Origin of the sequence: Rahnella sp. CG8, from assembly GCF_023701875.1 — a bacterium.
Lineage (GTDB): Bacteria > Pseudomonadota > Gammaproteobacteria > Enterobacterales > Enterobacteriaceae > Rahnella > Rahnella aceris.
This window is the reverse complement of record NZ_JABAED010000004.1, coordinates 96,136-119,072: the sequence shown is the minus strand read 5'-3', so window position 1 is coordinate 119,072 and position 22,937 is coordinate 96,136. Positions and strand designations below refer to the sequence as shown.

Genomic DNA, 22,937 nt, shown 5'->3' with positions numbered 1-22,937 from the left:
GGGCGATATCATTATCGCCCCTTTTGCATATCATCATTATTTTATTATTTTTAACTCATTAATGAGAGAGTTAGCGCACTACTTTCTCTGAAATCTCATTATTGGTTGTAAGCGTTTTCGCCGTGGCTATTAACATCCAGCCCTTCGCGTTCTTGTTCTTCAGGAACACGCAGACCTACGATCATGTCCGCCACTTTGTAACCGATGAAAGCAACAACACCAGACCAGACCAATGTCACGCACACGCTGAAGAACTGAACCCAAACCTGATGGCCCATGGTCACACCTTCTGCATAACCTACGCCGCCGAGTGAGCTGGAAGTGAATACGCCAGTCAGCAGACAACCTACGATACCGCACACACCATGAACACCGAACACGTCACAGGTGTCATCAACACGCAGCCATTTTTTCAGGGTAACCACACCCCACAGGCCAGTGATACCGCCTACGAGACCGATGATGAGAGCACCACCCACGCCGACCGTACCACATGCAGGTGTGATAGCGACCAGACCTGCGATAGCACCGGAGCTTGCGCCAAGCAGTGAAGGTTTACCACGCACCATCCATTCAACCAGTGTCCAGGACAGGATTGCACCAGCCGTTGCAATCACCGTGTTCAGGAAAGCCAACGCGGCAACAGGGCTTGCTGCACTTGCAGAACCTGCGTTGAAGCCGAACCAACCCACATACAGGATTGATGCACCAGTGAAGACCATTGGCAGGTTGTGTGGTTTGAAAGCTTCTTTACCGAAACCGGCACGTTTACCCAGCAGATAAGCCCCCACCAGACCTGCGATAGCGGCGTTGATGTGAACAACGGTACCACCGGCAAAGTCCAGCGCACCATCAGCAGCCAGGAAACCGCCTGCCCACACCATGTGAGCCATCGGGATGTAAGAGAAAGTCAGCCAGATCACAGTGAAAATCAGAACCGCTGAGAAACGTACACGTTCAGCGATACCGCCCACGATCAGCGCCACAGTGATACAGGCAAATGAGCACTGGAAAGCAACGTGGATCATCTGGGAGAAGGTGCCTGTCACGGAGTCCAGGCCGATGCCTTTCATCATGACGTTACTGAAACCACCGAAGAACGCGTTACCTTCGCTGAAGGCCAGACTGTAGCCGTAGAGGATCCACAACACGCAGACCAGAGCAAAGGTGACAATAACCTGAGTCAGCATGGACAAAACGTTTTTAGAACGCAGTAAGCCACCGTAGAACAACGCCACGCCCGGTACGGTCATGAACAATACCAGCGCGGTACAAATCATCATAAAGGCGTTATCAGCACCGTTTGCCGCTGCTGGCGCTGCTGCCATGGCAAGCGAAGGCAGCAAAGCCACGGCACCAAGCCCCATCATGGATAAAAGTTTTTTCATTATTAACCCACCCCTGTTTCTCAAAACTGTTTTTTCTAATCTGATTTATCTCAAACCGATTGGTATGAGAGATAAAAGCCTGAAATTACAGTGCTGCTTCGTCGGTTTCACCAGTACGAATACGGATAACACGTTGCAATTCAGCAACGAAAATTTTGCCATCACCGATCTTGCCGGTATAGGCCGCTTTGCTGATCACATCGATCACTTCATCAAGCTGATCGTCTGCAATAGCAATGTCGATTTTTACTTTTGGCAGAAAGTTCACGCTGTATTCCGCGCCACGGTAAAGTTCGGCATGACCTTTCTGACGGCCAAAACCTTTAACTTCCGTTACGGTCAGCCCCTGAATTCCAACAGCAGACAGCGCTTCACGCACGTCTTCCAGCTTAAAAGGTTTGATCACCACAGTAACCAGCTTCATTGTGCCACTCCTCGAATTAAGGGCTTGCCGCGAGAGGATTCGCGCCCGATACGGATTGGATAAAGCAAAGGATGTGCCAGAGTTGAAATCGGACGCAGATTCATGCAATTCCCGCGTAATACGGCATTTTCAGAATAATCGTGACCAGGCGCACAGTTGTCATGCCATATGCAGCACAGCAGCACACGCACCATTTAAGTGCTCACCGCTGCTTTTTAGTGCACCCGAATTGAAAAAGGGTTCTGCCTGCATGAATACAGTGCGGGGAAAAGAAAAACAGGAAATGAAAAACGGAGAAAGAAGAAAGCCGGTGCCGCAGGGATACGGCACCGATGCAAAGATTATGCGTTTTCTGTTGCAGGCATAATCTGTCCGGCAGAAGCCAATTGCTGTCCGGCAAGTTGCAACTGATACATCTGATAATACCGGCCTTTTTCTGCCAGCAGTTGCAAGTGATTACCCTGCTCAACAGCCTGGCCACGGTGCAATACCAAAATATTATCGGCATCCACAATCGTCGAAAGCCGATGTGCGATAACCACAAGCGTAGTCTGCTGCCTGATAGCCCGTAATGCACGCTGAATAGCCTGCTCGGTGCCGGAATCAATATTGGCCGTTGCCTCGTCAAGGATCAGAATTTCCGGTGCCTGCACCAAAACGCGCGCCATCGCCAGTAATTGTTTCTGCCCGACAGAAAGATTATTGCCCTGCTCTCCCAGACGCGTATTCAAACCTTCGGGCATTTCGCGTACCAGCGGTGAGAGCTGCACAATGTCCAGCGCGTGCCACACCTGCGCTTCATCAATATCACGGCCTAACGTGACATTAGCGAACACGGATTCTGCCAGAACCACCGGATCCTGCTGAACCATTGCAATACCTTTGCGCAGGCTGGTGTGCGATAAGTCGGCGAGGTTACGTCCGTCAACCCTGACCTCACCTTTGTTTAACGGGTAATAACCCATCAGCAGATTTGCCAGCGTACTTTTACCACTGCCGGTATGTCCAACCAACGCCACAAAACCGCGCGAAGGCACGTGCAGGGAAATATTTTCCAGCACCCATTTATCCGGGAGGTAAGCAAAGCTGACGTCTTTGATGTCAATCTCGCCGCTGGTGAGCAACTTTTCGTCTGGCCCGTATTGCTGTTGCGTCCTGTCCATCAAATCAAAGATACGTTCACCGGCAACGACTGCCTGCTGCATAATCGATTGTTGTGAGGTCAGTTCAATCAGAGGCTCGTTGAGCCGTCCGAGATAATTGATGAAGGCGTACAGAACCCCAACGCCCACAGAACCTTCGGCACTGAATCCAAAGAGAATGAGCAGACCGCATAAAATCAACGACGAGAATAAGCTGAGCAAAGGACGCAACAGAAATCCTTCCAGTCGCAGCGTTTGCATGCGGGCCAGGTAGTGCGACTGGCTGGCGCGGGCAAGTCGTTCGCCAAACCTTTTCTGCTGACGGAATTGCTGAATCACATTCATACCGTTGATGACTTCATTGAAGCCATCATTAATATCCGCCAGATAAGCGCGTACTTTGCGCACCACCGGCGTACTGTAAATCTGGTACAGCCCCATCACGACAAATACGGCCGGGAAGATACAAATTGCCACCGATGCCAGTCGCCAGTCGAGGCTGAACATCGCCACCAGCATCGCACCAATCAGGGCGATGCTGCGTAAGACTGTCGACACCACGGTCACATACAGATCACGGATAACTTCCGTGTCATTAGTCACGCGGGAAATCAGCTGACCTACAGGCTGTGTATCAAATGCGCTCAACGGTTGCCGTAATGCCGCATCCATGACTTCGGTGCGCAAGCATTGGACGACCCCCACCGCAGCACGGTTGAACAACAGTGCCTGAAAATAGTGCAGGCTTGCTGCCAGGAATTGCAGGAAGATAAAACTCAGCGCGAGCAAACTGACTTTCCCCCACGGCATTTCACCTTTAGCCACGTAGTGATCGATAAAGAAGCTGATTAATATAGGGCCGGTCACTTCCGCTGCCGCTGCAATCCACAACATCAGAACCGCATAAGACAACGGCTTGCGGTAAGGTTTCCCGTATTTCAACAGGCGCTTTAGCGTTGGCCAAAGCTTCTGAATTTTAATTTTTTTGGGTTCAGCCACGGTGTTCCGGCTCCTTTTCCTGTGACACATCATCCAGCGCAGCTTCTAATTGCTGATAACGGAACATATCGCGGTACCAGCCGGCTTCGGCAGCAAGCTGGTCATGATTGCCACGCTGCGAAATACTCCCCTGGCTGAAGACCAGAATCTCACTGGCTTCGGTCAGTGCAGAGAGACGATGTGCGCTGATGATCACCGTACGGTCACTTCCCCACTGACGCAGATTGTGCAGAATCTGGTGCTCCGTCCGGCCATCAACGGCGGATAAAGCATCATCCAGGATCAGAATTTCGGCTTTGAGGAGCAATGCGCGCGCAATCGAAATACGCTGCTTCTGACCACCCGATAACATGACGCCGCGCTCGCCGACTTCAGTTTCATATCCCTGAGGCAATCGCAGAATGTCATCATGAACGCTGGCGAGACGCGCGGCTTCTTCAATCTCTTCCTGCGTGGCATCAGGCCTTCCGAGCGCAATGTTCTGCGCGACAGTGTCTGAGAACAAGAAAGGCGTCTGACTGACAACTGCCAGCCGGGCACGCCAGTCATCAAGCTGGATTTCTTTAAGGGATAACCCGTGATAGGACACGTCACCGTCAGTGACATCGAACTGGCGCTGAAGGAGTGAAAGCAGCGTACTTTTACCGGAACCTGTCGGACCGCATAACCCCAGCATTTGCCCTGGTTGCAGGGAAAAAGTAACGGTCGTTAAAGCAGCGTGGCTATTTTCCGGATAATGGAAATCGTTGATGTGAGCCTCAAGCGTCGCGCGGCCTGCCGGTAACGGTGTTGTGCCATCAACAACAGCCGGGGCTTCCTGTAACAGGCTACGGATACGGCTGTAAGCCGCGCTGCCACGTTCGACAATGTTAAACATCCAGGCGAGCGCGAGCATCGGCCAGATCATCAGGCCAAGGTACATCACAAAGCTGGTGAGTTCACCCAGCGTCAGGTGGCCATTGACTACCATCCAGCTACCGCCGCCGATGGCCAGCAGGTTTGCCATACCGATAGAGACATAGATGGTCGGATCAAAGCGGGCATCAACACGCGCGACACGCATATTTTTTGCACCGGTATCCGCAGCCACATCAGCAAACTGCGATGACTGATGATTCTCCAGGCCAAAAGCTTTGATCATACGGATACTGGTCAGGCTTTCCTGCGCCTGATCGTTAAGCGAGGAAAACGCCGCCTGTGCGGTTTTGAAACGGGAATGAAGTTGATCGCCATATCGCTTGATGATGATCGCCATTACCGGCATCGGCACCAGCGACAATAACGTCAGTTCCCAGCTGATCTGGGTTGCCATAACGATAAGTACCGCCAGCCCCATGACCAGCGAATCGACCAGCGTCAGCACGCCCTCTCCCGCAGCGAACACCACCCGGTCGACGTCATTAGTCGCTCGGGCAATCAAATCACCGGTGCGATGGCGCAGATAAAAAGCGGGATGCTGACGGCTCAGCTGACGGAAAAAATCCTGTCGTAGTTCAACAGCAAGCTGATAAGACGCGCCGAACAGCAGCACGCGCCAGACATAACGCAGCAGATACACCACAACAGCCGTGCCGAGCATCAGGCCAAGCCACGCAAAAAGCACGCCGTAAGACATTTGTTTTGACGTAACACCATCGATAATTACGCCCACCAGTTTTGGCGGCAGTAATTGCAGAACGGCGATAATGACCAGTAAGGCGACGGCACCCAAATACCGGCGCCATTCACGCCGGAAGTACCAGCCTAATTGTGCAAACAATCTCACGCAGTGTTTTCCATACAAATAATAATAATTTTATTGAGTTAAACCGGCGACAGAAAGACCAATTTTCTCTTCAGGCCGACAAGGATACCAGAGTTAACAGGGGTTTCTGATGAAACTTTTTACTGCAACTTTTGCATTAAATCGGCAATGCGGTGGTCGATTTTATGCGCTCCATCGCAAAACTTGAGGTCACGTCGTTCAGTCCTGGAATGCCATTCACAAGTCGCTTGTAAAAGTTATCGTAGCTTTTCATATCGGAGACCTGAACTTGCAGCAAATAATCGTACTCGCCCGCCATCCGGTAAAAACCCAGCACCTCTGGAAACGCTTCGACTTGCTGAACAAATCGCTGATACCACTCACTGTTGTGATGCTGGGTCTTAATCAGCACAAATGCTGTCAGGCTAAGTCCCAGTTTCTCAGCGTCAAGTAACGCCACTTTTCCGCAAATAATCCCGTCATCTTCAAGGCGCTTTATTCTTTTCCAGCAGGGGGTGGTGGTGAGGTTGACGGCCTCAGCCAGCTCGTTCAGAGAAAGGGTGCAATCCCGCTGTAGCAGCGATAAAAGCCTGAGGTCAATTTTATCTACCATACCGCACTCCAGGAGAAAGTATTTCTCCAAATAAGATGATCCATGGGTCAAAGAGTAACTTATTTCTCTGGTGATTACGTTATTCTTTATCTCATCAAAACACTTAAATGAGCCTGCAACATGCGCAATTCCTGGGTCACTCACGCCATTAAAGAAATCGACGCCGATTATCAACGTTCAGCCGACACACATTTAATTCGTCTCACGCTGAACGACTTTCCTGGAATTTCGTTGTATCTCAAAGATGAAAGCACGCATCCTTCCGGCAGCCTGAAACATCGTCTGGCACGCTCATTGTTTTTATATGGCCTGTGCAATGGCTGGATCCGCGAAAATACGCCGATTATTGAAGCGTCTTCGGGCAGTACCGCTGTCTCCGAAGCCTATTTCGCGCGTCTGCTGGGCCTGCCCTTTATTGCCGTAATGCCCGCCTGTACAGCCCCGCGCAAAATTCAGCAAATTGAGTTTTATGGTGGTCGCTGCCACTTTGTCGAAAACTCAGGTCAGATTTATGCTGCCTCAGAGCAGCTCGCTAAAGAGCTGAACGGCCATTATATGGATCAGTTCACCTACGCAGAACGGGCCACCGACTGGCGCGGAAACAACAACATTGCAGACAGCATTTTCCGTCAGATGTCCCGCGAACCGTATCCGGTGCCGCGTTATCTGGTGATGAGTGCGGGTACCGGCGGAACGTCCGCAACGCTAGGCCGCTACATCCGCTATCAGGGGCACGATACCGAACTGGTCGTGGTGGATCCGGAAAACTCTGTCTTTTACGATTACTTTCAGCAACGTGATGCCAGCGTTACCGCTCAATGCAGCAGCCGCATTGAAGGCATTGGCCGCCCGCGCGCCGAACCCTCATTTATCCCCGACGTCATTGACAGCATGATGCAAGTACCTGATGCTGCAAGCATTGCTACCGTTCGCTGGCTTGAACAGGTACTGGGGAGAAAAGTCGGCGGCTCGACGGGAACCAATATGTGGGGGGCATTGCAACTGGCAAAACAAATGCGCGAGAAAGGTGAAACCGGCTCGATCGTTACCCTGCTTTGCGACAGCGGTGAACGTTATCTGAATACCTACTTTGATGACAACTGGGTAGCGAAGAATATCGGGGATATTTCCGTTTACGCTGCACAACTGGAAGGTCTCAACTGAATATCCTCGAAATCATTCGAACTACAACAAGGCAGCAAATGAATGAATCCCGATGAGCTTACAAGAGTAAGTGATTCGGGTGAAAGAATGCAGCTAACGCAGTTGTAGTTCGAAGGATGAAGGGGAAAAAAGCCGGGACAGTTAAAGTGAACCCGGCTTGCTGCAATACCTTAATATTCGGGGGAATAGGTGAGGTGTGGAGTGTGCAGCCAGTGTTGCAAAAAGTGAGACACAGCCTGATTACGGCAATGTCCGATGATTTGTAAATGAGAGGCCTGTTCTTTCAGCACCGGCAAAGCGTTGCCCATAATCAGCCCCATCCCGACACTTTCCAGCATTTCCTTGTCGTTCATGGCATCGCCGAATGCCATGCATTCAGACATATCGATCCCCAGACCTGCAGTGAGAAGCGCCAGAGCACTGCCTTTATTACTGCCTGCGGGCTGCACATCCAGACAATCTGCCGCTGAAAAACACAGGTCAAGACGCGGGCCGAAATGCGCTTCCAGTTGGGGTACCAGCGCCAGCAAGGTTTCATGCGGTGCGCAGAAACACACTTTGCTGTTACCAGAATCAGGCAATAAACGCAGATCCTGTAACTGATAGCGGAAGCCGCTGAACTGATGCGGGATCAGCAAATCCGGATCGTCCAGAGACGTAAACCAGCCATCATCACGGAATACATGCTGGCTGGCAGGTGTATCCCATTGCGTGTGCAAAAGCTCGTGTGCACAATCTTCGGACAAGTCACTGGCATGCAACCGGTGCCCGGACAAGTCATGAATTCGCGTGCCGTTTCCGGTGATCAGAAAACCGTCCAGTCCGATGTTCGCCAGAATATCTTTCATTTCGAGATAATGACGGCCGGTGGCAAACGTCAGTTTTACCGGCTTTTCAGCCAGCTGACGCAATGTTGCCAGTGTTTTTTCGCCCAGCGTGTGATCGGGTAAAAGCAGAGTGCCATCCATATCAAATGCAGCTAAACGGAACATATTTTCTCTCAGAAAAGGAATGATTTTCACCCTCAAAGTATGGACTGCGATTTGCGGAACTAATAGTGAACAGTTTGTGAATACTGTTCCGGTTTTAGCTCACACTCTGGCTCTTCGCTGCAAGCCAGCGCGCCATACGCACGATATGATGAACAGGATAATTCACAGCAAAAATAAGGTTCCGTATTTACCGTGCGCCTGCAAAACCGGCTTAATCAATTTCAGCGTTTATACCTGAAGACCGGACAAGTTCCGGTTCAGTTTACCGTGGCCGAACTGGCTGAGATTTTCTGTTGCAGTGAACGTCATACCCGAACGTTGCTGAAACACTTTCAGGATGCGGGCTGGATTGACTGGCAATCCCAAGCAGGTCGCGGGAAGCGTGCGTCACTTTGCTGCCTGAAAACCCCCGAAGAATTGCGGGGAGCCTGTTTGCAGGAGTTGCTGAAAAATGGCGAACATTCGGCCGCGTTGCAGCTAAGCCAGCTGGATCCGAGCCATCTCAATGCACTGCTGGCGCCGCATTTGGGCGGGCAATGGCAGGAAGATGCGCCCACGCTGCGTATACCCTATTATCGCCCTCTCCAGCCTTTAGATCCGCTGACGTTGACCGGCCGTGCCGAGCAACATCTTGCCCATACTATTCATGCAGGACTGACGCGTTTTATTCCGGGAAATTCAGCCCCCCAGCCCGATCTGGCCCATCACTGGCAAATCAGTAATAACGGCAAAACCTGGCAATTTTTCCTGCGTAGTCAGTTGTTCTGGCATAACGGAGAACCACTGAAGACCGCGCAATTAATGGCGCGCTTTGAACAACTGCAAAACTCACCGCGCAGTAAACATAATCTGGCTTGCGTGAGCAAATTGTCTCAGCCGCACGCACTTTGTCTGCAGTTTGATCTCGATAAACCCGATTACTGGCTGGCGCACCGGTTTGCCGACCTTAACTGCCTGTTATCCCATCCCGATAATCCACATATCGGCGCGGGTCCTTTTCGTCTGACTACCTTTTCACCTGAACTGATCAGGCTTGAACAACATACGTTGTACGCCTTACAGCATCCTTATCTGGCGGCTATTGAATTTTGGATCACACCGCAACTCTTTGCACAAAAAAGCAATGTCAGCTGCCAGCATCCGGTCAGGATCATTTTGGGTGAACAGGATGAATTATCGCGCGTGAAACCGGTCAGACGCAGCACCAGCCTGGGATTTTGCTACATCGCCGCCAATCTGAAACGTGGCGTATTGAATGAGGCTCAGGCGCGTAAAATCGTCCGTCTGATCCAGCGCAGCGGCATGCTGGATAATTTGCCTATCGATCATGATCTGGTGAAAGCCAGCAAAGAAATGCTGCCTGGCTGGCCAATACCTTTGCATGACGATGCTGATGTTCCATTGCCTGAAAAGCTGACATTGCTGTTTCACCCGCCGGTTGAATTTGAGCTGGTGGCGCAGGCACTAAAGGAAAAGCTGGCGGAAGAAGATTGTGCACTGGAGGTTAAATATCATGCCGGGCGACTTTGGGAAGATGATGCGCTGCTGGGCTGGGCCGATCTGCTTCTCGGTGATCGTTTGATTGGCGAATCTCCCGATGCCTCCCTGGAGAACTGGTTACAGCAAGATCCGCTTTGGCCGGGGATCCTGCGCGAAAAAGATTATGTTTGCCAGCAACAGCGCCTGGCCGCTATTCAGCAAATCCCGCTGGAGAACCATCGCTCGGACGAACTGCGCGATCATTTATTTCAGTGGATGCAGTCGGCCATCGTCACACCGTTGTTTAACTATCAGTATCAGGTCAGCGCACCACCGCGCATCAGCGGTGTGCAACTCACCGCATGGGGCTGGTTCGATTTCTGTCAGGCATGGGTTCCGCCGCCGCTGCCAACGGAAAGTGTCTGAAGGAGCTGTTTCACTACACTCCGGGGGTAAAGGAAAGTAACATTAGGGCACTTTTACTGCCCGATGCGCAGTGAATTTCAGATAATGGTTTCAAACAACAGGTAATCAGAATGAAAAGAGCAGTGGTAGTTTTTAGCGGCGGACAAGATTCAACAACCTGTCTGATTCAGGCTCTGAAGCAATATGACGAAGTCCATTGCGTTACTTTCGATTATGGTCAGCGTCATCGTGCAGAAATCGAGATTGCACAAAAACTGTCTGTGGAACTGGGCGCACGTGCCCATAAAGTGCTGGATGTCGGGTTGTTAAACGAACTGGCTGTCAGCAGCCTGACCCGCGATAACATTCCGGTGCCTAATTTTGGTGATGAAAACAACGGGGGCTTGCCGAGTACGTTCGTTCCCGGTCGTAATATTCTGTTCCTGACGCTGGCGGCCATTTATGCCTATCAGATCCAGGCAGAAGCCGTCATCACCGGCGTGTGTGAAACTGACTTCTCCGGTTATCCGGATTGCCGTGATGAATTCGTCAAGGCGCTGAACACGGCTGTGTCGCTGGGTCTGGCGCGCGATGTGCGTTTCGAAACGCCGCTGATGTGGCTCAATAAAGCCGAAACCTGGGCGCTGGCCGATTATTACCAGCAGTTGGATCTGGTTCGCCATAAAACGCTGACCTGCTACAACGGCATTGCTGGTGATGGTTGTGGTGAATGTGCAGCCTGTCATTTACGCGCTAATGGTTTGCAGCAATACCAGCAGGATAAAGCGGGCGTGATGACCAGCCTGAAGAAGAAAACCGGACTGCGTTAATTTTTCAGTTTTAATGTTTTGCCGGTAACGGGCGGCTTTCAACCGCCCGTTGGCGTATTCTTTTGACGGGAAAGTGATCTTGCGTAAGGGGAAACGATTATTCCAGTTCACGTAACCGCTCGAGCAATTCCCCTTCCAGCGGCAGCGCTTTTTGCGTACGCAAATCGATACACACGAACGTCAGCGTCGCATCCGCAACCACATCACCTTCACACGTGACAACCTGCTCCAGAACACCACTGCGCCCGTTCAGCTGTTGCAAACTGCTGTCAATGCGCAATACATCCCCCAATACCGCAGGCTTGCGGTAATTGATGTTGATATTCACCACGATGAAGGCAATCTTGTTCTGGCTCATCCACTGGAAACCTGACTGATTGTCGAGCCATTCCCAGCGCGCTGTTTCAAGAAATTCCAGATAACGCGCGTTGTTTACGTGCTGATAAACGTCAATGTGGAAACCGCGAACTTTAATGAACGTATGCATAATCGTTAAGAAACTCCTGATAGTCGTCTGAGGCTTACAACCAAACTGGTCAGATGTCTCTAGAGATTAGCAGAAGAAAACGGCGGCAACCGTTAAGGGATCACCGCCGCGACATCCGTCACAATTTCAGACGGTCCTTGTTACGTTCAAACAATGCAGCACCAATTCCCGGAACTTCACGCAATTGTTCGATATCCGTAAATTGCCCAAGATCTTCGCGGTAACTGACGATGGCTTGCGCTTTTTTCATCCCTACCCCGTTCATCACATTGGCAAATTCTTCCGCAGTCGCCGTGTTGATGCTTACGGTACTTTCATCGGTCACTGCCACTTGTTCCTTTTTCACTTGCGGGCCAGTGACTTTGCTGGCTGCCGTCGCTGGCGCAGTCGTCGTGGTCGCCACGCTGCTGGCCGCATTGGGCGCGGCCTGCAACATGACCGGTAGTGTGGAAAGTCCCAGAGCGAGAGCTAACGAAAGTGAGGTGATGCCTAATTTTTTCATGCTGTATCCTCCATGTGTTTGACAGCACGGAGAGAATGCATCAGGCAGAGAAAGCGGACAATGGGCAACATTCAAATGTGGAAAAGGCCGCGGAAGCGGCCTTTTGTTTGTTGCAACGCGTTGCAAAACTTTGCGGCGTTTACTGGTTTTGTGCAGCAGAACCGTATTTGATTTTCGCTTCCTGACGCAGGTTGGTCAGCAGCGAATCAAAGGCCACATTCGAGGACGTCTGTTGCATTTCCTGATTGAAACGTGCTGTATCAGCGGCAGGAATGGTACCCGGCGTCACCGCATTCAGTTTGACCAGTACACTGTTGCCTTTATCGTCCTGAGTCAGCCCATAAACCGGTTGGTCTTTCTGAGGATGAGGCAGTGCGTAAACGTTTTCTTCGAATGCAGAAGGCTGCTGGCTACGCTGTACTTTCTGGACGGCACCAAATGTCAGGCCGGCAGCTTTGATGGCGTCATCGCCTTTGCCTTCTTTCAACGCGGTCAGCAGTTTCTCACCTTCCATACGCGCCTGATCCTGTGCTTTCTGCCGTTTCACCAGCGTCGTCACCTGATCTTTCACGTCAGCGAAAGGTTTAACCCCTTCAGCTTTGTGCGCATCCACGCGAACTACAAAGGCGCGGTCACCATCAACGGTAATAATGTCTGAGTTACTGCCAGAAGAACCGTCCTGACCAATCAGGCCGCCGTCGAAAATCGCCTGTACGACAGGTTTGAAATTGATACCTGCCGGGATTTGATTCTGAGTGAACCAATCTGTGTGAACCGCTTTCGTACCGGCAACATCTTCAGCAGAAGCCAGAGATTCGTTGTCATTGGTTGCCGCTTCGCTGACTTTCTGTTGCAGCGCGTAGTAGGCATCCAATGATTTCTCTTGTTTGAGCTTGTCGGCAATCGTGTTGCGAACGTCAGCTAACGGTTTGACCTGCTCAGGCGTCACGTCATCAAGGCGCAAAATGAAGAAACCGCTGTCCGATTTAATCACACCAGACACCTGACCTTTGGTGGTCAGATTGGCATTTTTAAATTCTGGTAACGTCGTTTCAGGCTCCATCCAGCCGAGGTCACCACCTTGTCTGGCACTCAGCGCATCGGTCGATTTGGTCTTAGCCAGTTCCGCGAAATCGGTGCCTTTTTTCAGCTCGGCAGCCACTGCGTCAGCATCGGCCTGAGATTTCAGAACAATGACACTGTAGCGACGGCGTTCAGGCTGACCAAATTCGCTTTTATGCTGGTCGTAATAGGCGCTGATATCCGCATCCGTCACGTTAGTTTTCCCCTGCATGGCCGCTGCATCCATTTCGATGTAGCTGACTTTCACCTGTTCAGGCGAGAGGAAACTGTTTTTATTCTGGTCGTAGAATGCCTGCAATTCAGCGTCAGTGACCTGCTGTTTAGCTGCCAGCGCATCGGTATCCAATGTGGCAGTCTGCACATCACGACTTTGCAGAATCAACCCACCTAGAGATTTACTTTCCACTGGCAAAACGAAATCGGACTGACCGTAGGCTTGCTCAAGTTGCTGACTGATTAACTGTTGTTTCATCAACTGCGCAAAGTTATCCGCGGTGTATCCCATACCCTGGATGCTTTGCAGATATTTAGCATTGTCGAAACGGCCATCAGTCTGGAATTGCGGGGTCGCAAAAATCGCATCTTTGATCTGCTGATCGCTGACGGTAATGCCTAATTTTTTGGAATACTGATCCAGCAACGTGACGTCAATCAGGTTGCTCAGGGATTCCTGGCGTAATTGCTGCATATAACCGTCGCTGCCCGCAAGCGCAGAGAATTGATCTCCAAGCTGCTGTTGCAAGCGGCTACGCTGGTTTTGAACTGCCTGTTCCAGCTGAGCACGTCCTATTTCCTGACCATTCACTTTCGCTGCATAGTCGCCTGAACCGCCGATCAGGTAGTTGCCTACCCCTGTCAAAATAAAGGACAGAATAATCAGGGCCAGAATGATTTTGAGCACGACGTGATTGGCGGCCGCGCGTAAATTGTCCATCATAGTGTGGCAACACTCCGCTGTAATAAAAAAAGCGCACCGTTTTCGATGCGCCTTGTATCTTACCTTACCAGCCCGATGACGTCAGGTTATTGTTTAACAACCAGACCTGAATGAAAAGCATCAGTGATGCGCCTCACACAGTTTCGACGTCAGTCTGCGGGTAATTAACCGTTAACGGCATCTTTCAGCGCTTTACCTGCACGGAAGCCCGGCACTTTAGCGGCTGCAATGCTGATTTCTTTACCGGTCTGTGGGTTACGACCAGTACGTGCTGAACGCTCGCGAACGGAGAAAGTACCAAAACCAACCAGAGCTACTTCATCCCCAGCTTTCAGGGTGTCAGTGACAGATGCAAGAACAGCATCTAAAACACGTCCCGCTGCGGCTTTAGAAATATCAGCACCGGCAGCAATTTTGTCGATCAATTGTGACTTATTCACTCTTATCATCCCCTCTTAAAATTCGTTCATCACGGCGCATTTTCCCTGCAGACGTGACCGCGCTGCTGTTATATCAATCTTGTCAGAGTGATGCAAGCGACTGAAAGCAGCCTGAAACCCTTTGACCGTTCACTAAGTTAACGGCACAAAAAAAAGCTGGCAAGTGAGATTTCACCTGCCAGCCTGAGTTTTATTCAACTGTGTAAGCTGAGGTCACTATTTTGCTGCCACCGGCAATGCACCGTAAGCCGGATTTTGCAGTGCGATGTTGAGAACATCATCAATGCGTTTTACCGGATGGATCTCAAGATCTGCCAGCACGTTCGCCGGAATTTCTTCCAGATCACGTTTGTTGTCGTCCGGGATCAGAACCACTTTGATGCCACCACGATGGGCCGCCAGCAGCTTTTCTTTCAGACCACCGATTGGCAGAACCAGACCACGCAGTGTGATCTCACCGGTCATCGCAACATCCGCACGAACCGGGTTACCCGTCAGACAAGACACCAGCGCGGTACACATGGCAATACCGGCACTCGGGCCATCTTTCGGCGTTGCCCCTTCGGGTACGTGAACGTGAATATCACGTTTTTCGTAGAAGTCAGGGTTGATACCCAGTTTGTCTGCGCGTGAACGGACAACCGTCAGTGCAGCCTGAATGGATTCCTGCATGACTTCACCGAGAGAACCGGTGTAAGTCAGCTTACCTTTGCCCGGTACGCAGGCCGTTTCGATGGTCAGCAATTCACCGCCCACTTCGGTCCACGCCAGACCAGTAACCTGGCCCACCCGGTTTTCGGTATCAGCACGGCCATAATCGACCTTCTGCACGCCGAGGAAATCTTTCAGGTTGTCGCCGTTAATTTCAATGTGCTTGATGTCTTTATCCATCAGCAATTGCTTAACCGCTTTACGGCACAGTTTCGACAACTCACGTTCCAGACTACGTACACCCGCTTCACGGGTATAGAAACGGATGATGCCAGTTATTGCGCTGTCATCCACAGTCAGTTCGTTCTTCTTAAGCGCATTACGTTCAAGCTGTTTCGGCAACAGGTGCTGTTTGGCGATGTTCAGTTTTTCGTCTTCGGTATAACCGGAAAGACGGATCACTTCCATACGGTCCAGCAGCGGAGCCGGGATGTTCATCGAGTTCGAGGTCGCCACAAACATCACATCTGACAGGTCGTAATCGACTTCCAGATAGTGATCGTTGAACGCCACGTTCTGTTCCGGATCCAATACTTCCAGCAAGGCAGAAGCCGGATCGCCACGCATATCCGATGACATCTTGTCGATTTCATCAAGCAGGAACAGCGGGTTTTTAACCCCCACTTTCGCCATTTTCTGGATCAGTTTGCCCGGCATGGAACCGATATAGGTACGACGGTGACCACGGATTTCCGCTTCATCACGTACGCCACCCAACGCCATACGAACATACTGACGGCCAGTCGCGCGTGCGATTGACTGACCCAGTGAGGTTTTACCCACACCCGGAGGCCCGACCAGACACAGGATTGGGCCTTTGATTTTGCTGACGCGACTCTGCACGGCGAGGTATTCCAGAATGCGGTCTTTGACACGCTCCAGACCATAATGGTCAGTATCCAGAACTTCCTGTGCTTTGATCAGGTCTTTTTTCACTTTGCTGCGGGCATTCCATGGCACCTGAAGCATCCAGTCGATATATCCACGGACAACCGTAGCTTCGGCGGACATCGGCGACATCATTTTCAGTTTTTGCAGCTCAGCTTCGGTTTTTTCACGCGCATCTTTCGGCATTTTGGCCGCTTCGATTTTGCGTTTCAGCGCCTCGTGCTCGTCAGGCGTGTCATCCATTTCGCCTAGTTCTTTCTGAATCGCTTTCATTTGCTCATTCAGATAGTACTCGCGCTGACTTTTCTCCATCTGTTTTTTGACACGATTGCGAATGCGTTTCTCAACCTGCAACAGGTCAATTTCCGATTCCATCATCGCCATCAAATATTCCAGACGCTCGGTGATATCAAACATTTCCAGTACAGATTGTTTGTCAGCGAGTTTCAGTGGCATATGTGCCGCGATGGTGTCAGCCAGACGTGCAGCATCTTCAATGCTGTTCAGCGAAGTCAGCACTTCCGGCGGGATCTTTTTGTTCAGCTTGATGTAGCCTTCAAACTGATTAATTGCAGTACGCACCAGAACTTCCTGCTCGCGTTCATCCACGGCCGGAGATTCCAGGTACTCCGCCTGGGCAGCAAAATGCTCGCCACTGTCAGAAAGTGTCGTAATACGCGCGCGTTGTAACCCTTCCACCAGCACTTTTACCGTGCCATCCGGGAGCTTCAGCATTTGTAATATTGAGGCAACCGTACCCACGGAGAAGAGATCATTAACGCCCGGCTCATCTGTTGAGGCTTCTTTCTGCGCCACCAGCATGATTTTTTTGTCGTGATCCATCGCAGCTTCGAGGCATCGAATCGATTTTTCCCTGCCAACAAACAACGGGATCACCATGTGCGGATAAACCACCACATCGCGCAGAGGCAATACGGGGATTTCTATGCGTTCAGAACGCTCAGGGTTCATAGAGCTCTCTCTTAGTTTAGCTTCCGCCAGGTTAAGGAAATCTCGTGAAACACGAGTCAGACGGGTTTCAGCAAGTCGTTAACTGAGTATATGGGGATGAATGTCCGACATTCAACGATAAGAATGTGCGAAAAAAAAATGGGGGACAAAATCCCCCATTTCGTGGCTAACTCTCTGGATAGATTGGCTAATTATTCGCCAGATGCTTGTTGTGCTTCCGGCTTGCCATAAATCATCAGAGGCTCTGACTGACCCGCAATCACGGATTCATCAATAACCACTTTCTCGACATCTTCGAGAGACGGCAGATCATACATGGTATCCAGCAATGCCGCTTCCACAATGGAACGCAGGCCACGCGCACCGGTTTTACGGATCATGGCTTTTTTGGCAATGGCCGTCAGCGCTTCATCCCGGAATTCCAGTTCAACGCCTTCGAGATTAAACAATGCCTGATATTGCTTAGTCAGGGCATTTTTCGGCTCTTTCAGGATTTGAATCAGGGCTTCTTCATTGAGCTCACTCAGAGTCGCCACCACTGGCAGACGACCTATGAACTCTGGGATCAGACCAAATTTAATCAAATCTTCGGGTTCAGCCTGAGCCAGTAACTGACCTTCAGTCGCTTTCTGCTCTTTGCCTTTCACTTCAGCGCCGAAACCGATACCGGTATTCGTATTGATACGCTGTCCAATCACTTTATCCAGGCCGGCAAAAGCACCGCCACAGATAAACAGGATTTTCGAAGTATCAACCTGCAAGAATTCCTGCTGCGGATGCTTACGTCCGCCTTGCGGTGGAACAGCAGCCACGGTGCCTTCAATAAGTTTCAGCAGTGCCTGCTGTACACCTTCACCGGACACATCACGCGTGATCGATGGGTTGTCAGACTTGCGGGAAATCTTGTCAATTTCATCAATGTAAACAATGCCGCGTTGCGCTTTCTGTACGTCGTAGTCACATTTCTGCAGCAGTTTCTGAATGATATTTTCGACGTCCTCACCCACATAACCGGCTTCGGTCAGCGTGGTAGCATCGGCCATGGTAAATGGCACATCCAGGAAACGCGCCAGGGTTTCAGCCAGCAGCGTTTTGCCGCTACCGGTCGGCCCGATCAGCAGGATGTTACTCTTGCCTAATTCGATACCGTTGCTGGTATCGCCATTACGCAGGCGCTTATAGTGGTTGTAGACCGCCACTGCCAGCACTTTTTTTGCAGGTTCCTGGCCGATAACATAATCGTCAAGGTGCTGACGGATTTCATGCGGCGTCGGTAATGCACTGCGTTCACGGTGTGGCGCGACTTCTTTGATCTCTTCGCGAATAATGTCATTACATAAATCGACACATTCATCGCAGATATACACTGACGGCCCGGCAATCAGCTTACGAACTTCATGCTGGCTTTTGCCGCAAAAAGAGCAGTACAGCAGCTTTCCTGAACCGTCTTTGCGCTTATCTGTCATCAGTAAACCTCTTCTCTGGTATCAGTCCCGCAGCGTAACAATAACACCACGACACGACTATATTACACAACAGCCGCATGATTGGCTGATGTCTGTTCATTCCTGTTATGACTCATTGCTTGCAGGACTTCAGTAACTCAAGCCCTGCCTTTGAGACGTCCGTATGAGTATAACTATAGACCATCAGCCCGGCAGAAATAAGCCGTCAGGCGCGATGGGTAAATACGGAGTCTACTAACCCGTACTGTACAGCCTCATCAGCGGACAGGAAACGGTCACGCTCAGTGTCACGCTCTATTTCTTCAAGAGATTTGCCCGTATGTTTCGCCATCAGCTCATTCATACGAGATTTCACTTTCAGAATTTCTTTAGCGTGGATCTCAATATCCGTCGCCTGGCCCTGGAAACCGCCCAGTGGCTGGTGGATCATCACACGGGAATTTGGCAGGCAGAAGCGTTTGCCTTCGGCACCGGCTGTTAACAGGAATGCGCCCATTGAACAGGCTTGTCCCATACAAATCGTGCTGACATCCGGTTTGATGAACTGCATGGTGTCATAAATCGACATACCGGCAGTGATCACGCCGCCCGGTGAGTTGATATACAAATAAATGTCTTTTTCCGGACTTTCTGCTTCCAGGAACAGCATCTGGGCAACAATCAGGTTAGCCATATGGTCTTCAACCTGACCGGTCAGGAAGATGATACGTTCCTTAAGCAGACGGGAGAAAATATCGTATGAACGCTCGCCCCGTGAAGTTTGCTCAACCACCATGGGTACCAACGCCATGTTTGGTGCAAATTGCTCTCTTTCACCACTGTATGACATAACCGTCTCCTAATAGATTCTGTTTGGCGCTATTTAAAATCGATTCTACTTGAGATAGGCACACATGACTATGCTCAAGCGGCCAAGTCGCCATTTACACGCCTGACGGTGTTTATCAGTCAGATTTTAACTACAAATTTACCTGGGTTAGCTCTTATCAATTGGGGGAATTGCCCCCTTTTTCAAGCCTGCAGTGATATTTCTTTTTTGGCGTGCCCCCTGAGCCAGTAAAAAGCCATCCTGAGGGTGTCAGTCAACAGTTTCTACGTGGGCTGTGCTTTATATTGATAAATATAGTGCAAAAACAACAGCCAAAACAAAAATACCTGATTTTCAGGAAATAAAAAGCCCGCAGTAAAAACCGCGGGCTTTGGAAGCAAACCTGTAAACAGGTTCAGCAACGTGCATTACAATTATGCAGGTTGAGTCTGGTTCATCAGTTCAGTAAAGGTAGTGGCTTTTTCAGTCACTTTCGCTTTAGACAACAGAGTTTCGACCGCTTGTTCTTCCAGTGCGACGTTACGCATGTTGTTCATCAGCTCTTTGTTTTTGCTGTAGAACTCAACAACTTCCTGTGGATCTTCGTACGCAGAAGCCATTTCTTCGATCAGTGCTTTAACGCGATCTTCATCAGCTTTCAGTTCGTGCTGGCTGATGACCTCGCCCAGCAACAAACCAACAACGACGCGACGTTTAGCTTGCTCTTCAAACAATTCGCGTGGCAGTTCCAGCGCTTGTTTTTCGTTGCCGCCAAAACGTTGTGCAGCCTGACGACGCAGAACATCCACTTCGCCGTCGATCAGTGCAGATGGCACGTCGATTTCGTTAGCGCTGACCAGACCGTCGATTGCCTGAGTTTTGATGCGGTTACGAACAGCACCTTTCAGCTCGCGTTCCATGTTTTTACGCACTTCAGCACGCAGACCTTCAACAGAACCATCAGCCACGCCGAAACGTTTGATGAATTCAGGGGTCAGTTCTGGCAACTCACGCTCTTCTACTTTCTTCAAAGTAATCGCGAACTTAGCCGCTTTACCTTTCAGGTTTTCAGCATGGTAATCTTCCGGGAAGTTCACGTCGATGGTGAATTCTTCACCGGCTTTGTGACCCACCAGACCGTCTTCGAAGCCTGGGATCATGCGGCCCTGGCCCATAGCCAGTACGAAATCAGAAGCTTTGCCGCCTTCGAATTCTTCACCGTCGATGGAACCGGAGAAATCTACAGTCACGCGGTCTTCAGCAGTGGCCGCAGCATCAGTTTCTTTCCAGTCCGCTTGTTGCTTACGCAGAGTTTCCAGCATGGTATCAACATCAGCGTCGTTAACTTCAACAACCGGTTTTTCAACCTCGATGTTTTCCAGATCTTTCAGCTCAACTTCCGGGTACACTTCAAATTCTACGGAGAAGTTAAAGTCTTCACCCTGCTTGTACTCACCCGGGATGTAGTTAGGTGCGCCAGCTGGATTGATTTTTTCTTTGATGATCGCATCAACGAAATTGCGTTGCATCAGATCACCCAGTACGTCCTGACGTACTGACGCGCCGTAACGCTGTTCAATGATGTGGCTTGGTACTTTGCCTTTACGGAAGCCGTCAATACGTACTTTTTTAGAGACGTTGATCAGTTCACTGCTCACTGCTTTTTCAATGCTTTCAGCAGGAACAGTAATCGTTACGCGGCGCCCAAGGCCTTGAGTGGTTTCAACAGAAACTTGCATCTTGTTACCTCAAAAAAAAATCACAGTGCTCGGTCAACTCCAGAAGTCGTTCTCAAGATGAGCGCAAACTTACCTTGAAAACGACTTCTAAGAACCGGGACAGTTCTGTATCAGAACGTAGCCCTGTATTCGAGAGCGTCCGAAACCATTCCGGAAAAATTAGACGCGACATTATAGCGGCGCATACGCATTGAGTCGAGGACGGTCTCTGTTGCGCGGGAGGGAAACTCACACGGGACTCGATCCTTCGAAAAATGCGGTCATTCAGAGGCATAAACCTCGTGCCGTCAGTCCGTCAGAAGAAAAACAAAAACGGCCCGCAGGCCGTTTCTTGAAATTCGCATCTACTAATACCGCATCTGGCAAGGAAAGTTCCAGTGTTACCGCGTCAAATGCCGATATTTATGCCTTTTGTGAATCAGATCGCGACTGTCAGGCCATGGTGCCCGCGCCGCGACACGGCGGTGAAGCTGGCACCGTATCCTGTAAGCCTTCCCATTCTTTCAGGGTATACGTGTGCAAAGCCAGCGCATGCACGCTGCCTGCCAGCTCCTCCGTTAATTTCCCATAGATGGCACGATGACGCGCCAGGAAACGCTCCCCGATAAACTTATCCGACACCATGACCACTTTAAAATGGCTCTCGGAGCCTGCCGGGACATTATGACGATAGCTTTCGTCAGTCACTTCCAGAAACGCAGGTTCAAATGCTTCAACTAATTTTGCTTCTATTTGCTCACGAATCATAGCAATCTCCTTACACCGCATCAGCAGAGAACTGCGCCTGTCTGGTACACCTATCTCTTTATAATGATAGGCGGCTTTCCAGATTCTACGCACGCCAGAACAATAAATTTCTGCTGCAGATTGATAAAAATGGCGCTCAGTCTGTCAAAGAAACTGCCGCTTCGCTACGGATGGCGTCAGCAGCCCGCAGCTTTACTGCGACTTTGCTGAAAAAAAACGCGAAAAACACGCTTTTCCGGATTGTTGGGACTTCCCCCGGCAAATGGCAATGTTATGATGTCGGCAAATTTTTGAGCACTATTCCCTTATTAATATTGAGAAAATACACATGCTAAAGAAAATTATTTTCCCTGTTCTGGCACTGTTCATGCTGGCCGGTTGCGCCACCAGCACTAACACCCTGGACGTTTCACCGAAAATTGTTCTGCCTTCACAAGATCCAACGCTTCAGGGCATCACTATCAGCATCAACGGTGCTGACCAGCGTCAGGATCAGGCACTGGCAAAAGTGAACCGCGATGGGCAGTTGATTTCCCTGACACCGTCACGCGATCTGCGTTTCCTGTTGCAGGAATCACTGGAGAAACAAATGACCGCCAGAGGTTACATGGTCGGGGCTGACGGCGCGGTTGATTTGCAAATTGTAGTGAACAACCTGTATGCAGATGTTCAGGAAGGTAACCTGCGTTATAACATCACCACTAAAGCCGACATCTCCATCATCGCGACGGCGAAGAACGGCAGCAAGCAGGTGAAAAACTACCGCTCGACATATAACGTTCAGGGCGCACTGTCTGCGACTAACGCAAAAATTACCAACGCAGTGAACACCACACTGGGCGATGTCATCAGTGACATGGCGTCAGACACCAGCATCAGTGACTTCATCAAAGCGAATGCCCGTTAAGTTCAGCTGAAGTTTGCGTGATGAATTCTGCCCGGCTCGTCCGGGCAGAATGCTTTTTAAGGCCAGTGAT

The 22,937-nt window shown here is 50.5% G+C and carries 19 protein-coding genes; 4 read left to right on the top strand and 15 right to left on the bottom strand.

The window, feature by feature from the left end; genetic code table 11:
* Positions 1–98 precede the first annotated feature (98 nt).
* From amtB to HGO41_RS05430, 5 genes are all read right to left on the bottom strand, one after another.
* The gene (amtB, locus tag HGO41_RS05450; protein ID WP_013576624.1) at positions 99–1,388 is read right to left on the bottom strand and encodes an ammonium transporter AmtB; all 1,290 of its coding nucleotides are present in this window, start codon (positions 1,386–1,388) and stop codon (positions 99–101) included.
* An 85-nt stretch (positions 1,389–1,473) separates the two neighbouring features.
* Positions 1,474–1,812: a P-II family nitrogen regulator gene (gene glnK, locus HGO41_RS05445; RefSeq protein WP_009639071.1), complete on the bottom strand. Its 339-nt coding sequence runs from the start codon at positions 1,810–1,812 to the stop codon at positions 1,474–1,476.
* Between the two features lie 341 nt (positions 1,813–2,153).
* Positions 2,154–3,986 (bottom strand): SmdB family multidrug efflux ABC transporter permease/ATP-binding protein, encoded by a 1,833-nt coding sequence (locus tag HGO41_RS05440; protein ID WP_370447488.1) that lies wholly within the window; start codon positions 3,984–3,986, stop codon positions 2,154–2,156.
* Positions 3,946–5,718, bottom strand: a complete 1,773-nt coding sequence (locus tag HGO41_RS05435) for a SmdA family multidrug ABC transporter permease/ATP-binding protein (RefSeq protein WP_013576628.1) — start codon at positions 5,716–5,718, stop codon at positions 3,946–3,948. Before HGO41_RS05435 ends, HGO41_RS05440 begins: the two co-directional genes overlap by 41 nt.
* Before the next feature lie 136 nt (positions 5,719–5,854).
* Positions 5,855–6,310: an Lrp/AsnC family transcriptional regulator gene (locus HGO41_RS05430; RefSeq protein ID WP_013576629.1), complete on the bottom strand. Its 456-nt coding sequence runs from the start codon at positions 6,308–6,310 to the stop codon at positions 5,855–5,857.
* Between the two features lie 120 nt (positions 6,311–6,430).
* On the opposite strand from HGO41_RS05430, the gene HGO41_RS05425 reads away from it, so the two are divergent.
* A complete protein-coding gene (locus tag HGO41_RS05425) occupies positions 6,431–7,474 on the top strand; it encodes a PLP-dependent cysteine synthase family protein (RefSeq protein WP_013576630.1) in 1,044 nt (347 codons plus the stop codon).
* 170 nt (positions 7,475–7,644) lie between these two features.
* On the opposite strand, the gene cof is transcribed toward HGO41_RS05425, so the two are convergent.
* On the bottom strand, positions 7,645–8,466 hold the full coding sequence (gene cof / locus HGO41_RS05420) for an HMP-PP phosphatase (RefSeq protein ID WP_013576631.1): 822 nt from the start codon (positions 8,464–8,466) through the stop codon (positions 7,645–7,647).
* Positions 8,467–8,658: 192 nt separating this feature from the next.
* Here cof and HGO41_RS05415 point away from each other — a divergent pair, with 192 nt between their 5' ends.
* On the top strand, positions 8,659–10,371 hold the full coding sequence (locus HGO41_RS05415) for an SgrR family transcriptional regulator (RefSeq protein ID WP_250980843.1): 1,713 nt from the start codon (positions 8,659–8,661) through the stop codon (positions 10,369–10,371).
* Between the two features lie 110 nt (positions 10,372–10,481).
* Positions 10,482–11,180: a 7-cyano-7-deazaguanine synthase QueC gene (queC, locus tag HGO41_RS05410; protein WP_112151714.1), complete on the top strand. Its 699-nt coding sequence runs from the start codon at positions 10,482–10,484 to the stop codon at positions 11,178–11,180.
* A 97-nt stretch (positions 11,181–11,277) separates the two neighbouring features.
* Here the strand turns inward: queC and HGO41_RS05405 are convergent, their stop codons facing one another.
* From HGO41_RS05405 to bolA, 9 genes are all read right to left on the bottom strand, one after another.
* Positions 11,278–11,667, bottom strand: a complete 390-nt coding sequence (locus HGO41_RS05405) for a YbgC/FadM family acyl-CoA thioesterase (RefSeq protein WP_112151715.1) — start codon at positions 11,665–11,667, stop codon at positions 11,278–11,280.
* 118 nt (positions 11,668–11,785) lie between these two features.
* The gene (locus HGO41_RS05400) at positions 11,786–12,169 is read right to left on the bottom strand and encodes a ComEA family DNA-binding protein (RefSeq protein ID WP_112151716.1); all 384 of its coding nucleotides are present in this window, start codon (positions 12,167–12,169) and stop codon (positions 11,786–11,788) included.
* 139 nt (positions 12,170–12,308) lie between these two features.
* On the bottom strand, positions 12,309–14,189 hold the full coding sequence (ppiD, locus tag HGO41_RS05395; RefSeq protein ID WP_153374577.1) for a peptidylprolyl isomerase: 1,881 nt from the start codon (positions 14,187–14,189) through the stop codon (positions 12,309–12,311).
* A 164-nt stretch (positions 14,190–14,353) separates the two neighbouring features.
* Complete coding sequence (gene hupB / locus HGO41_RS05390; protein ID WP_013576637.1) at positions 14,354–14,629, bottom strand: nucleoid-associated protein HU-beta; 276 nt, start codon at positions 14,627–14,629, stop codon at positions 14,354–14,356.
* Positions 14,630–14,845: 216 nt separating this feature from the next.
* Complete coding sequence (lon, locus tag HGO41_RS05385) at positions 14,846–17,200, bottom strand: endopeptidase La (protein WP_013576638.1); 2,355 nt, start codon at positions 17,198–17,200, stop codon at positions 14,846–14,848.
* Between the two features lie 191 nt (positions 17,201–17,391).
* Positions 17,392–18,666 carry an ATP-dependent protease ATP-binding subunit ClpX gene (gene clpX, locus HGO41_RS05380; protein WP_013576639.1) on the bottom strand — a complete coding sequence of 425 codons (1,275 nt, stop codon included), beginning with the start codon at positions 18,664–18,666 and terminating at the stop codon, positions 17,392–17,394.
* 205 nt (positions 18,667–18,871) lie between these two features.
* A complete protein-coding gene (gene clpP, locus HGO41_RS05375) occupies positions 18,872–19,495 on the bottom strand; it encodes an ATP-dependent Clp endopeptidase proteolytic subunit ClpP (RefSeq protein WP_013576640.1) in 624 nt (207 codons plus the stop codon).
* A 413-nt stretch (positions 19,496–19,908) separates the two neighbouring features.
* Entirely contained in the window at positions 19,909–21,213 is a 1,305-nt protein-coding gene (tig, locus tag HGO41_RS05370) for a trigger factor (protein ID WP_013576641.1), read from the bottom strand.
* 432 nt (positions 21,214–21,645) lie between these two features.
* Positions 21,646–21,960 carry a transcriptional regulator BolA gene (gene bolA / locus HGO41_RS05365; protein WP_112151718.1) on the bottom strand — a complete coding sequence of 105 codons (315 nt, stop codon included), beginning with the start codon at positions 21,958–21,960 and terminating at the stop codon, positions 21,646–21,648.
* Positions 21,961–22,288: 328 nt separating this feature from the next.
* Between bolA and HGO41_RS05360 the strand changes: the two genes are divergently transcribed.
* A complete protein-coding gene (locus tag HGO41_RS05360; RefSeq protein WP_013576643.1) occupies positions 22,289–22,867 on the top strand; it encodes a lipoprotein in 579 nt (192 codons plus the stop codon).
* Positions 22,868–22,937 lie beyond the last annotated feature (70 nt).